The organism is Alkalibacter mobilis, assembly GCF_015594845.1.
Classification (GTDB): Bacteria; Bacillota; Clostridia; order Eubacteriales; family Alkalibacteraceae; genus Alkalibacter; species Alkalibacter mobilis.
Window position 1 is genome coordinate 19,604 of sequence record NZ_JADNRK010000024.1, and the last position, 12,524, is coordinate 32,127.

At 36.6% G+C, this 12,524-nt stretch carries 13 protein-coding genes; 2 read left to right on the top strand and 11 right to left on the bottom strand.

Annotated elements, in window-relative coordinates:
- Nucleotides 1-64 precede the first annotated feature (64 nt).
- The 11 genes from IWB18_RS10205 to IWB18_RS10255 all read right to left on the bottom strand — a co-directional run bounded on the left by IWB18_RS10205 (nt 65) and on the right by IWB18_RS10255 (nt 10,831).
- Nucleotides 65-1,261, bottom strand: coding sequence for an MFS transporter (locus tag IWB18_RS10205; RefSeq protein ID WP_195683520.1), 1,197 nt, complete (start codon nt 1,259-1,261; stop codon nt 65-67).
- 196 nt (nt 1,262-1,457) lie between these two features.
- Nucleotides 1,458-2,618, bottom strand: coding sequence for a uroporphyrinogen decarboxylase family protein (locus tag IWB18_RS10210; protein WP_195683521.1), 1,161 nt, complete (start codon nt 2,616-2,618; stop codon nt 1,458-1,460).
- Nucleotides 2,619-2,736: 118 nt separating this feature from the next.
- Nucleotides 2,737-3,957 carry a benzoate/H(+) symporter BenE family transporter gene (locus IWB18_RS10215; RefSeq protein WP_195683522.1) on the bottom strand — a complete coding sequence of 407 codons (1,221 nt, stop codon included), beginning with the start codon at nt 3,955-3,957 and terminating at the stop codon, nt 2,737-2,739.
- 413 nt (nt 3,958-4,370) lie between these two features.
- Nucleotides 4,371-5,684, bottom strand: coding sequence for a polysaccharide deacetylase family protein (locus IWB18_RS10220; protein WP_195683523.1), 1,314 nt, complete (start codon nt 5,682-5,684; stop codon nt 4,371-4,373).
- Nucleotides 5,645-6,751 (bottom strand): MGDG synthase family glycosyltransferase, encoded by a 1,107-nt coding sequence (locus tag IWB18_RS10225; RefSeq protein WP_195683524.1) that lies wholly within the window; start codon nt 6,749-6,751, stop codon nt 5,645-5,647. The genes IWB18_RS10220 and IWB18_RS10225 overlap by 40 nt, the downstream gene beginning before the upstream one ends.
- A 195-nt stretch (nt 6,752-6,946) precedes the next feature.
- A complete protein-coding gene (locus IWB18_RS10230) occupies nt 6,947-8,302 on the bottom strand; it encodes a sensor histidine kinase (RefSeq protein WP_195683525.1) in 1,356 nt (451 codons plus the stop codon).
- Nucleotides 8,299-8,985 (bottom strand): response regulator transcription factor, encoded by a 687-nt coding sequence (locus IWB18_RS10235; protein WP_195683526.1) that lies wholly within the window; start codon nt 8,983-8,985, stop codon nt 8,299-8,301. Before IWB18_RS10235 ends, IWB18_RS10230 begins: the two co-directional genes overlap by 4 nt.
- A gap of 63 nt (nt 8,986-9,048) precedes the next feature.
- The gene (locus tag IWB18_RS10240) at nt 9,049-9,510 is read right to left on the bottom strand and encodes a hypothetical protein (protein ID WP_195683527.1); all 462 of its coding nucleotides are present in this window, start codon (nt 9,508-9,510) and stop codon (nt 9,049-9,051) included.
- A 4-nt stretch (nt 9,511-9,514) separates the two neighbouring features.
- The gene (locus tag IWB18_RS10245) at nt 9,515-9,769 is read right to left on the bottom strand and encodes an SHOCT domain-containing protein (protein WP_225877829.1); all 255 of its coding nucleotides are present in this window, start codon (nt 9,767-9,769) and stop codon (nt 9,515-9,517) included.
- Nucleotides 9,770-9,802: 33 nt separating this feature from the next.
- A complete protein-coding gene (locus tag IWB18_RS10250; protein WP_207740811.1) occupies nt 9,803-9,973 on the bottom strand; it encodes an SHOCT domain-containing protein in 171 nt (56 codons plus the stop codon).
- 171 nt (nt 9,974-10,144) lie between these two features.
- Entirely contained in the window at nt 10,145-10,831 is a 687-nt protein-coding gene (locus IWB18_RS10255; protein ID WP_195683529.1) for a TetR/AcrR family transcriptional regulator, read from the bottom strand.
- 212 nt (nt 10,832-11,043) lie between these two features.
- Between IWB18_RS10255 and IWB18_RS10260 the strand changes: the two genes are divergently transcribed.
- Complete coding sequence (locus IWB18_RS10260; RefSeq protein ID WP_195683530.1) at nt 11,044-12,210, top strand: uroporphyrinogen decarboxylase family protein; 1,167 nt, start codon at nt 11,044-11,046, stop codon at nt 12,208-12,210.
- Nucleotides 12,211-12,222: 12 nt separating this feature from the next.
- A complete protein-coding gene (locus IWB18_RS12635) occupies nt 12,223-12,348 on the top strand; it encodes a hypothetical protein (RefSeq protein ID WP_269747931.1) in 126 nt (41 codons plus the stop codon).
- Nucleotides 12,349-12,524 lie beyond the last annotated feature (176 nt).

Here is a 12,524-nt window from a genome sequence, read left to right on the forward strand (position 1 = left end):
TAAACCCATAAATATTGGGCTTATATTTTCAAATCTATTTTGCAATTGTAAGAATTTTCTCTTATTAGTCGGTAGTTTCAGCCTTTGCTGCCAGTAAGAGGAAAATGATACCAAGTACCGGCCCCAGCGCCATCACAGTCCAAATAGATGTGGTAAACACGCCTGACGTCCCTATCAACATTGCTCCCACTACTGGTGGACTTATTTGTGATGCAAACTGATAAATGAAGTTTGAAAATCCTGTTGCAGTAGCAGCCATTTGTTTCCCACTATAGTCAATTACCAATGCTGTCAAATGTGTATTGTTTGAATACGATATTAATCCTAATATAAAACTAGTGATCAATAACGCATTAAGTTCAGTCTGTGCTCCAAATATAAATATCGCTACCGCTGTTGCCAAATATCCTCCAATAAGATACTTTCTTCTACTTATATGCAACTTATCTACAACAGCTCCAGAAATCAATGATGCTATAATGCCTCCAAGTGCAATCAGGACTCCTACTGTACCAATACTGCTTGCAAAACCCAAACTTTTTGTATATCCAAATGCCCAGTTATATAATGCCAACTGAAACCACATTAATCCAAATCCCGATAAACTTATAAGCATAACACCTTTGTTTTTAAACAACATTCCAAAACCTTTAAATACATCTGATAGTGTTTGAGTTTTCCCTTCCGGTTTGTCCCCTTTAACAAACAAGAATATTAAAATACCTACTGCTATGGCAAAAATACCTGCAAATTGAAATCCCGCTTGCCATCCTAAAGAGTTTAAGATTCTCGGTCCAAAAAAGCTAGCTATGAAAAATCCTGCATTCGGTCCAGCCAATAAGACACCGAAAGCCATACTTCTTTTTTCCGGTTCGAAATAATTGGTAGCTACTCTTGCACAACCGGCATAAATTGTTCCTGCTCCAAGTCCTAAAGCTACACGTAATGCTATTGCCATAGATGCACCCGTAGCAAAGGTCATTGCCCAAGAAGATAATCCGATGACAATCAAACTAAGACCCATTATTACCTTTACACCAAATTTATCGGCTAATATTCCAGCAGGAACCTGAGTTATTATGTAACCAGTAAAAAACACAGAAAATATTCCTCCAGCCACAGCCGTATCAATATTAAATACTTCCATCATAGTACTTTGAAGCGGAGACCACATGAATCTTGCGACAAAAGTTGCTGTAAATGCTGCCAACATCAAAATCAACATGAACCATTTAGTGCCGCTACTATTATTATCTTTCATAATTCTTCCCCCATAAGTGGATTTTATGGGATCACTTAACCGAATATTTAAGCGATCCCTGTTAACAATTAACTCAACATCATATAAATGACCAATTTAGCCATTTTTTCTTTCATTTCGTCTGTCAATTCTTTAAAGTATTCTTCTTTCAGCTTTTCTATCATTTTCTCTTGATCAGTCATTTTGATTTCTCCTTTCAATATTTTCCGTAATCACGCACAAATTCATTTACAGCTCTTAAATTTTCAGGTTTAGTATCTCCTGCATTATGAAGGATCACGTTAGTGCAGAAAATATATCCACCACCTGGAGCAAGATCATCTATCAAGCTTTTAGCTACATCTATGCATTCTTGCTCCGTTCCATACATCAATTTACTTACAGGCATTCCACCAACTATACACATTTTACCGCCCAGTTCTCTTTTGGCTTTTCTAATATCATCATCTTCAAAGTACCCTACTACAGTATCTTGGGGCACTTCTTTCAAATAATCGTACAAATGCTCCCAGTTTCGTTCAAAATAGCAAAGTGCTTTCATCCCCTTTTCATGCAATTTATTCAAAATTTTTATAAACGATGGCCAATAAACTTGTTCAAAAACTTTAGGCCTTAAAAACTGTGGTGTATGTAGGGGAATAAATACTGTCATTCCCGGAACATGTTCAGGATATGAGCTGAAGATCCTTTCCAATAAGTAATCTGCCATTGAATCGCAAGCCTCGACTACTTCTTCAGGGCGTCTACGGATATCAAGCATCGTGCCTTGAAAATCTCTCAAATAATCAAGAAGCATATCCATAGGCATAAATGTTGAAGCCCCTCTATTTACAAGTACACCATGATTCTCTTTAAGTCGTTTGGTATTATTGCCGGCCAGCTTTAAAAAATTAAATAATTCATCTACACCAGATTCAAATCTCTTATATGTATCTAAATTAAAAGGTTCTCTCAAAACTTCATATTTTCTGGGGTATACTGTGTTCAAAAGAAATTTTTCAGGATTTTTTGCTAATTCCTTGTACTCATCTTCCTTCATATTGTTTTGAGTTCCAGAATGCACTTGAAGTGAGTCAGTCACCTCAAAAGTTCCTCCACCGATTTTTTCATAGAATTTCATTGCTTTTGTTATACTAGAATACATAGTTGCATCCCAATGAAAATCTACCATGATTTTTTCGTAAGCCTTGTAATGCTTTTCATCGTCATCTAAAATTTCTCTTAAAGAATATCCCGCATAATGAATTGCATAATTGTCTACCATGGAATATACAGGCACTCTATCTGGAACCCTTCGATTATATGCGTCTTCCATTCTCTGTACCCGCTCTTCGTAGAGCTTGTTAACATCAGTCATTGAATTCAACTCCTTTTTTAATTTAAACTTAGTAATATTTCTTTTCTTACTATTTTTAGTATATCATCTCATTGGTAAAAGTAAACACTTTTTTTATATTTCTATCAAAATTACAATTTCAATTTTCTGCGCCAACAAAATCAAAGTCTTTGGTTTCTACAAACAAGGAAATCATTATTCCAATCAACAACCCCCAAAAAGATGAGCCGATGCCGTATAACGTTATGCCTGATGCAGAGATCAAGAATGCAAAAATTGCTCCCATTTTATGTTTGGGCGCTGCTAGGGCACTGCCGATTGTTGAAGATAAAACTTTTATCAATGCCAAGCCTGCAATAACACTAACAAAATACGGAGGTGTAACTTGAAACAACTTGACAAACAAGCCATAAAAAGGCGCACATATGACCCAAAACAAGCCTGTAATAAAAGATGATATCCATCTTCCCTCCATTTCTCCTGCATCCGGCGATGAACATATCCCCGCCATAGGAGCAGCTATAGCTGTACTATGCAGATTGAAAAACGATCCAATTATAGTTCCTATCCCATTTGCAAAAGTTATGGCATTCGTTGGTACGTTTTTGTATCCTACCGCCTTTAATATCCCCACTCCAACAGGCGTCTCCATTCCGCACAATATTATTGTTAATGGCAATCCATAAACCAAAAAAGCTTCAAGTGAAAATGACGGCATTACAAATTTAGGAATCTCCATTGCAAATTCTATATTTGAAAAATCAGCTCCGCTGAAAATCAAAATTGCAATTCCCACTATCAAAGATGCAACTACAGCGGGAAATTTAGATATAAACTTAGTTGCGATCAAGTATGCAATAATCATAAGCGATACCGGCAGCAAAAAATCTTTGAGCGGAGTAACCAAATTCAATCCAAATTTCAGAAGCACACCCCCTATCATACCCATTACAATAGGCATGGGAGTAAATCTCATCAATTTCTCCATGGCACCCGACATACCTATCAAGGCAGTTAGCACACCTGCTATTAAAGCTGCTCCCAAAGTAGGACCCAAGCCCACCATAGGGATTGCTGCTGCAAAAAGCAAAGCTCCCGGCAAAGAGTTCGCCATTGGGATAGGTTTTCTGTAAACAGCTGACATGATCACACCAAAAACACCATTGATCAAATAAAGGCTCGTTACCCACATGATTATAAATTCTGTCGGCAATCCATTCGCCGTACCTGCGCCTATGTGCACAGCTCCTGCTGCCAATCCAAATATCGTTGCGATCAAACCTGCACCTATATTTTGTGGGCTGACATTCGTTTTAAAATCTTTAATAATACCAGAAAATCCGATACCTTTTTCTAACATCTTAATCCCTCCATAAAAAATTATTAAGTTATTTGCCTAATCTGTTAACTTTTCATTAGCACCTCACTGATTTAGTAATTTTTTAATATTTACTTTATATTATATGTATACATTTTTATTTGTCAACATTTTTTATAATTTTACTTTTATATACTATTTTTAATCTTATATATTATTATTTTTCAATATATTTCTTTTTTATATCTTTTTATGTGAGATTTATTTAGTAATCTTATAATTTTTATAGTCTAAATTAATTATTTACTATTTTCTGCAATCCAGAATAATAAAAAAACAGCACACCTGACAACCGGCATACTGTTTATGCTTGTAGTATTTTGAGTAGATTCTTCGTTTTACTCAGAATGACGACATTAAGTAGATCCTTCGTTGTACTCAAAATGACTATACTCTTAACTTTTATCAAGATATCTTTCAAAAAGATCTTCCTTCTTCATCCAAACGACTTTCGGTGACTCCGAATCTTTTTCCACCTTTCGATTTCCACCTGGATTGTAGACCCGGTAGATGATCTGCTGGATCTTTGCTATGAAGCCTTTATGTGCATTGGGATATTCAGCCACCTTGAATCCCAGACCTTTTACTCCACGGTTTAAAAGGGTGACACCCATCAAAACCTTTACATCTTTGAATCTTTTATCATCTGAAACATATTTTGCAAGCGTTGGCATGGACCCATGAACTTTCCTGACCGCCTGAAGTGCAGCTCTTTTTGAATTTCCGCTCATGGATTGAAAGCGAATATTATCCAAATGCAGCATGGCTACTTCATCACCTTCATCTACCAATAAATCGCCTTGATCATCAAGGATTTTCTCCCCCTTGTAGTTGGTTAAGGAAAGTCGAAATATATTGTCCTTATGGATTCTCTCAACACGATTATGTTTGGCGTAGATGTTTTCCCACTTTTCCCAGATCCTAAAAAAAATTCTCTTTGACAAGGACCACTCAGGAATTTCCAATTTTGAAAAAGGCAGTTTCTTATCATTTGCAATGCTCTCATACAACATTTCGATGGCCTTGATAGTATTTAAAGGCGCTCTTTCGTCTCCTCCGCTGTCATGAAGCAGGACAATTGTCCCGTCTTTAGATCCTTTTAATATCAGACTGCTTATATTTTCAGGCGTATTGTCAGCTTTCCAATCCTTGCCTTTTGCACTCCAGCCTATCAGCTTCTTTTTTCTTGCCATACACCATATCAAAAGAGCGAGATTAACTCCTCCCCAAGGCGCCCTGATATAGGCAGGCTCCTTTCCAATCAGGTCTTTAATGGATTTTACGGCCTTGTCCCAATAATTCCAAGTTCCAACAGGCGACATGAGCCATGCGTGCTTGTGTTCATATCCATGGCATCCGACCATATGCCCTCGATCCACTATTTCGCGGATCAATTCAGGATGTTTTATGGCTTTTTCTCCCAATACAAAAAAACATGCCGGAATTTTCTTTTCATCTAAAACATCCAGCACATTCAATGTGTACCTGGGATCTGGTCCGTCATCGAATGTCAGAGCCACTCCTGAAGAATAATGACGCTTCCAGGCTCCGATACCCAACCTGTGGGCCAGTATATCGGGAATTATTGCGTAAACGGCAAATATTGTCACTATTGCCGTCAAAACCGTCTCTATCAGATGCACCAACGACCACTTCCCTTGCAAGTAAATTAATCGATATGTTCTGTCAGTTTCAAAAGCTCTTTCCATGCAGGCGACTCGATCTCAGATAAATATTCATCTACCCTGACTTCCCAATTTTCCTGTTCAACCAAATCTTCAAAAAAAACATCCAGTTGAGCGATTATCGATCGATCCAGATCTATGTCGTAGACCAATTCTTTTTTACCCAGATAATCTTTATTTATCTCTTCTTGACCTGGCAATGAAGAACATATAAAAATCGGAAGTCTTTTATGCAGGCATTCGCTTACTGTCACACCGCCGGGTTTCGTAATTATAGCGTGCGAGGAATCATATATTTCATTCATTTTGTCGCAGGATGAAACGTAGGCAAGTGGTTTTACATTATCCATTTTCAAGTCTGAAATTTTCTCATATAAGTTCTTGTTATTTCCACAAAGAACCACAAAACTATATGAACTTGAACCTTCCAGCATTAAATGAGAAATTATTTTTTTGATACCACCCAAGCCTGTACTACCTCCGGAAATCAAGACTTGTCGCTTGTCGGCATTAGGATCTTTTTTTACATGTTCAAGAAAACATTCATCTACCGGTATCCCTGTTACAGTGATTTTTTCTGGATCTACAGCTTGATTTTTTGTCAATTCCTCCTTGAAATTTCTATCAGTTACATAATGAAATTCCGTATTTCTTAAACCCCACAAGTTGTTTGCCCAAAAATCAGTATAGACATTCAACACTGGTGCTGTTTTAACACCTGTTTCTCTGAGACTGTCAACTATGTAAGAAGGAATCGATGATGTACATACTATCAAATCGGGATTCTCATTTTTAAGAAGTTTTTTCATCTTTTTCAGGAAAACTCTTTCAACTATCTTGAATTTCCGCTTTGATTTATTACTGTGCATGGATTTTAAATACACATATCCGTAGGATTTGGGCAAAAATCTTATCCATGCCAGATATGCGACTCTTAATCTTTTTTCAAATTTCTCATTTCCATAACTGAATATATCAACTTTCTTGCATTCAATATTTTTAACCCTGCTTTCTATGGAGCGTATCAACGAATCTGCAACGGCATGATGCCCCGTTGGTATTTGAAGTACCGGCAAAAATAATATCTTCAATTATGTGTCCCCTTTCAGCAACAAATTTTGTCCAAATCAAACTTGTGGTCAATGACCTCGATATATTTATTCTATTTATTATCAAATCTATTGTAAAGGTATTGATACCCATATTATGACATCTTTTAACCATGAATTACTTTTTCCAACAAAAAAACACCGGTCATAATGAATGAGCGGTGTCCTTATACAGTTTTATTGCTTAAAGGGCAAGGCAATCTCAAAAATCGTTCCACTGTTCTTTTCTGATTCCACAGTTACTTCTCCACCCAGAAGTTTGACATTTTCTCTTACTACAAACAAACCTATGCCTTCACCTGCCTGGGTATCTGCAGAGCCTCTATAATATGCATCAAAAATATTTTTCAAATCTTCCCCATCGATCCCTTCTCCATTGTCCCGCACCGAAATGATCACCTTGTCGCTTTCTAATCTGCATTCCACCACAACTTTACCATCATCATGGGTATACTTGTATGAATTAGTCAGTAGATTATATATAATTTGACTGAGCTTATGCCTGTCTGTACGTATTTTCATTTTTTCAGGAGCATTTAAGATCAAATTTATGTTTTTCTTCTTATAAAGCGGTCTTAATCCATTCATTGTCTGCCTCAGCAGTTGTGTTAGATCGATTTCAGAAATATCGGGTCTGTTTATGTCACTTTCAGCATCGATCATGCTGCTGAGATTTGCTATAATGGCGGTAACATTTTCTATTTGACCTTTCAGTAGTTGAATTTCGCTGTCATCTGCATCTATTACTCCATCTTCTATAGCTTCAAGATGAGATTTGAGTATTGTCAATGGAGTCCTGGTCTCATGAAGCAATTGGTCCGTCAATTCCTTTCTGCTCTTTTGCTTCAGTCGAAGTCTCACGCTTAAATCTTTTAGACTTTCTCTTATGCTGGATATTTCATTGACAAATGATTTTTTATCATCTATTACTCCCTGCCCCTGTATAACACTGGCCATCAAGGCGGTTTCCTTCAAGTCCCTGCTCATGGATCCACTTATGTATATACCTGCAATTGCCGATATTATTAATGCTATGCCTATTGAAAAAAGGCTGTTTTTAAGCAATGCGGCTTTGAACAGTCTTGCGACCAGTGAATCGTCTGCTGTACTGTGACGCGTGATCACAAGGGTTCCAATTTCCGATCCGTCACTTTCTATGACATATTTGTCAATCTCTTCTTCCCCCGTACTGCGCATTCTTGGCATCCTGTCATCCATCATCATTCCCCTGATGTGATAGTCTGATGATACATCTACCAACTCTCGACCTGATGGATCATAAAGCTGAATCCTTATTATAGGATCTATCAAATGAGTCTCCAGTTCTGAAGACATCTGTCTATAACCCGTATTTCCTTCTTCCAGCCAGGCAGTCGTATAGTCGATTATTTGGTCAAGGTGCTCATCATAACTGATTTTAAGATAATCGACAAAATATTTATCTGTTAGAGAACCAAAAATAAACGCATTGATGCCAACCGAAACAAGTGCGATCAACATCAATACGATCATCCACAACTTTCTTATGCTCATTGCTTTCCACCTCCAAAAACATACCCTGCTCCATATTTTGTGGAAAGGTATTTTGGATTTTTAGGATCGTCTTCCAGTTTGGATCTTAACCGTCGTATATAGCTGTCAATGTTTCTATCTATACCGTCATATCCAACACCAAATGCGAGATCTATGATCTGCTCTCTGGTCAATACCAGCCCCTTGTTTTCCATCAAGGTCTTCAACAATTTGAACTCGGTGGAAGTAATTTCTATTTCCTTGTCCCCTTTCAAAAGTCTCATGCTTCCTGTATACAACTGCAAGTCTTCAAATTCAAGTAGTCGGTCTTCCTTTTCATTGTATACCCGTCTGAGTATTGACCTTACTCTTCCCATTAATTCTCTTGGGCTGAAGGGCTTGACTACATAATCATCCGCACCCAAGTCAAAACCTTTTATCCTGTCCGGTTCCATCTCTCTGGCTGTAAGCATTATAACCGGAATGTTTGATATTCTACGGATTTCAGATAGAACTTCAAATCCATCGATTCCTGGCATCATGACATCTAAAATTACAAGGTGAAAGGAATTTTCCGCAAACAACTCCAATGCTTTAAAACCATCTTCCGCCAACAAGCAGTCAAACCCTTCTTTTTCAAGATATTTGATCACTATTTGACTTATTTCCTTTTGATCTTCAACCACTAGGATTTTAAATTTCATCCTTTCACCTTCCAAACATCAACTTTATCTTCTAGTCATAAATCAAAAGTTTCCCACCATACCTTAATTTGCCTGTTGATATACATACCCTGTATCAGAATCGACAATCAGCAAAATAACCTGGTCTTTAGAGTCCTTGTCAATGATAGTTGCCAAATAATCACCTTCATCATTTTTGGAAATTTCTCCTATTTCATATTGATCTCCAAACCTTTGAATATGATTTTCTACTCTTTCAATTGCTTTTTCTTCAGTCAAAACTTCTCCCTCATCCAATGGGTCCTGCCAAAATCCACCGCCCATCATCCTGCCCGGGTATCGCCTGTTGTCATCGTCGTCGTAAAATCTATCCATCATATATTGTCGGTCTGAAAAATCTCTGTAATCCCTGTCGTTTTGATCGTATACAGAGCCATTTGAATAATTCAAATCCAGATCATCAGCTGAAAAAAATACTCCCATGGCCAAACCTGCTCCGGCCATTACTATTGCCAAAATCAACAATCCGATGCCTAGTGCTTTCATGATATCACTTCCCGTCTCTTAACACTCTTTTTTTCTCTATATATTCTTCTTCTGTGATCTCTCCGCGAACATATCTTTCCTTCAACATCTCCAGCAAGTCACTGTCTTCATTACCAGTCTTTTTTCTCTTGTTGAGAACCAGCAAAACGATCGCCACTGTTGCCAGTATCAATCCACCTATTACCAAAAACATCCAAGGTCCCATAAAACCACCATTGAAACATCCTCCAAAAATGTTAAATCCTCTATTAAACATCATAATTCCTCCTCCTATTTAATTTCTTTATTAAACTTACAATACTCTTTTCATTCTGTAATAAGTTTCTTCGTCAATTTCACCTCTGACAAATCTTTCTTTCAAAAGTTCTTCGGCATTGTTGTTCTTTTTGACAACAGTGGAGAAGTTGTCTCCCGTGGCCAAGAAATATATCAACACACCTATTAAAATCAATCCTATAAACATATGATCCATCTCCTTTTTTATTCTTGTTCCCATTATGCAACATAATTATTGCAGAATTATGACTCGGTGAAATAATTGGTAAAAACATAAAAAGGGCTCTATTGTCCAATCGATTGGATAATAGAGCCCTTTTTATGTTTGGTTTGACTATTTAGTAATATATACTTCCTATCAGATGTTTTCGATGTTGTCTCTACTATAAAATATTTCAAAATTCTTTCCTGAATGGACAGTGATTTTTTTTGCTATCTCCATTATCTTGTCTATCCGCTCATCAATTTCCTTCTGTTCAAACTTTAATCCCCACAACATATTGGAAAGCTTAAACCTAACTAATTGATCCGGGGTAGCATCAAAATCCTTATTGTAATACTTTTGCAGCAAAACTCCATCTACTGAAGTGCTGCTTATCAAATAGAAATCAAAATCTAAACTGTTTGCATCGAGCTTTCGTTTTATATACATGTTCCTATATCTATGTCTAAAGAAAGGGATATCTAGAGGCATATTATTCAAATACATCTCTGCCCAAAATCGGTTCAGGTTTGGGTCTTCAAGTGTATTGTAATAAAACACAGCCGAACAAATACAAGTGTAATTTATAAGATCAGTAGTATATGCATTTTGCCTGACTTCATCATTGATCATACCTGTTGATTTTTCACCGTATTTTGTGTATATAAGTTTTGCAATTTCATTTTTATCTTTGTAATGATAAAAAAATACTGATTGCTTCACCCCTGCCCTAAGACAAATTTCTTTTAAGGTGGCATTTATGTATCCTTTTTCATAAAAAACTTCTTTGGCTACTTCATATAATTTTTGTTTTGTCAGTTCGCCTGCAGGATAAGTTCCCATGTTCTTTATTCCTTTCTAAATCAAGTCTAATTATGATTATAATACATGAAATTTAATTTGACAAATTTATTAATACATATATTTTTGTGTTGACTTTTTTAAAAAATAGTATAATATATAAATTATATCCGTATCAAATTCTATTTGTATCTATTTTGATTCAAGTAGAATTTACTGATTTGAAACTATACTATATTGGAGGTTAATAGAAAATGAGTGCTGAAATCGTTTACCGAGAAAAAATGAATCGACTGCAAACAGCTTTTAGCAAAGGCATTCCAGATAGAGTGCCGGTTTTACCGAATATCGAGACTTGGATAATGCATTATGCTGGTGTTAGTCTTAAAGATGCCTTTACAAAAGATCCTGAAATATTGTTTAGTGCATTTAAAAAAGTTGCCGACGAAATTTATTTAGACGGATTTTTGGGAACCAGCAATATAATCCCCCTGAAAATGATGAAAAAATTTGGAGAAGGAATTTACACTGTAACAGATGACAGCCTTCAAATTAAGGGAAGTCACGGAACTACCATGGAACCTGATGAATACCCTGGATTGATTGAAGACCCTCAAAAGTTTTTTTCAGACGTCATCATACCAAGGAAATACCCAGTTCTAAACCAAAGTTCTGATAAAAATCTGGCATTATTCGAAGAAGCATTTGACGATTTTAAAGACTTTGCCGTATACAATGGATCTGTTGTGAGACGTATCGAAACTGAACTTGGTATGCCCGTAATGTCAAGAGCTGCCGGTTATGTTGCTCCAGATATCATTTTAGATTACCTTCGTGACTTCACAGGGATTGCCGGTGATATAAGAAGACGACCAAATGAATTGATCGCAGCTTGTCATTCGATTTCTAATTTTGTCATACAAATGGTTACAGAATCATACAAAACACCGAATGACGAACATTTTGTGTTTTCCCCTCTGCATTTACCGACATTCTTGAAGCCTAAAGACTTCGAAAAATTCTACTTCCCTTTCATGAAAAAATTTGTGGAAGAATTAAGCGTAAAAAGAGGATATACTATTTTGTTCTACATGGAAAACGACTGGATGCCGTATTTAGATATACTTCAAGCTTTGCCGGATGAAGGAAAAGTTATCGGACTTTTCGAACATGGAGACTTGAAAACTTACAAAGAAAGAATCGGCAAGAAGATGACCATAATGGGTGGCATGCCCATAAGCCTACTTGCTAGGGGAACCAAGCAGCAATGCATCGATAAGGCAAAAGAATGTCTTGATACTTTGGCTCCAGGTGGAAATTATATTTTCTCTGTTGATATGGTTTTAATGGCCAAAACCGATGCCTTGCCTGAAAACGTAATCTCTACTTTTCAATATGTTCACGAAAATGGAAAATATTAAGGAGGAAGAAAAATGGAACAAAACAAGAAAGTTTCTGAGACTTTGGAAGAACTGAAACAAGGTTATTTCAAGGAAGTACCTGAAGAAGATGCCGACATGCTTATCAGGAAGATGATCAACACCCTACTCACTAGATAACATCCAATTTTAGAAAAAATCTAGTCCACTTACAACCAATACTAATAAAAGCAATCTGGTAATATGTCAATCGATAAATAATAAGAAACTTCGACAGAATCAATAAAAAAGTGCATGACAAATAGACCTTGAGATTTGAAAGAAAAAATCAAGGCAAAGTTGAAGTTATGAGTTAG

Bases quoted from the DNA above. Each gene is read 5' to 3' on its own strand.
- IWB18_RS10205 (WP_195683520.1), bottom strand. From the start codon at position 1,261: ATGAAAGATAATAATAGTAGCGGCACTAAATGGTTCATGTTGATTTTG.
- IWB18_RS10210 (WP_195683521.1), bottom strand. From the start codon at position 2,618: ATGACTGATGTTAACAAGCTCTACGAAGAGCGGGTACAGAGAATGGAA.
- IWB18_RS10215 (WP_195683522.1), bottom strand. From the start codon at position 3,957: ATGTTAGAAAAAGGTATCGGATTTTCTGGTATTATTAAAGATTTTAAA.
- IWB18_RS10220 (WP_195683523.1), bottom strand. From the start codon at position 5,684: ATGGAAAGAGCTTTTGAAACTGACAGAACATATCGATTAATTTACTTG.
- IWB18_RS10230 (WP_195683525.1), bottom strand. From the start codon at position 8,302: ATGAGCATAAGAAAGTTGTGGATGATCGTATTGATGTTGATCGCACTT.
- IWB18_RS10235 (WP_195683526.1), bottom strand. From the start codon at position 8,985: ATGAAATTTAAAATCCTAGTGGTTGAAGATCAAAAGGAAATAAGTCAA.
- IWB18_RS10240 (WP_195683527.1), bottom strand. From the start codon at position 9,510: ATGAAAGCACTAGGCATCGGATTGTTGATTTTGGCAATAGTAATGGCC.
- IWB18_RS10245 (WP_225877829.1), bottom strand. From the start codon at position 9,769: ATGATGTTTAATAGAGGATTTAACATTTTTGGAGGATGTTTCAATGGT.
- IWB18_RS10250 (WP_207740811.1), bottom strand. From the start codon at position 9,973: ATGTTTATAGGATTGATTTTAATAGGTGTGTTGATATATTTCTTGGCC.
- IWB18_RS10255 (WP_195683529.1), bottom strand. From the start codon at position 10,831: ATGGGAACTTATCCTGCAGGCGAACTGACAAAACAAAAATTATATGAA.
- IWB18_RS10260 (WP_195683530.1), top strand. From the start codon at position 11,044: ATGAGTGCTGAAATCGTTTACCGAGAAAAAATGAATCGACTGCAAACA.
- IWB18_RS12635 (WP_269747931.1), top strand. From the start codon at position 12,223: ATGGAACAAAACAAGAAAGTTTCTGAGACTTTGGAAGAACTGAAACAA.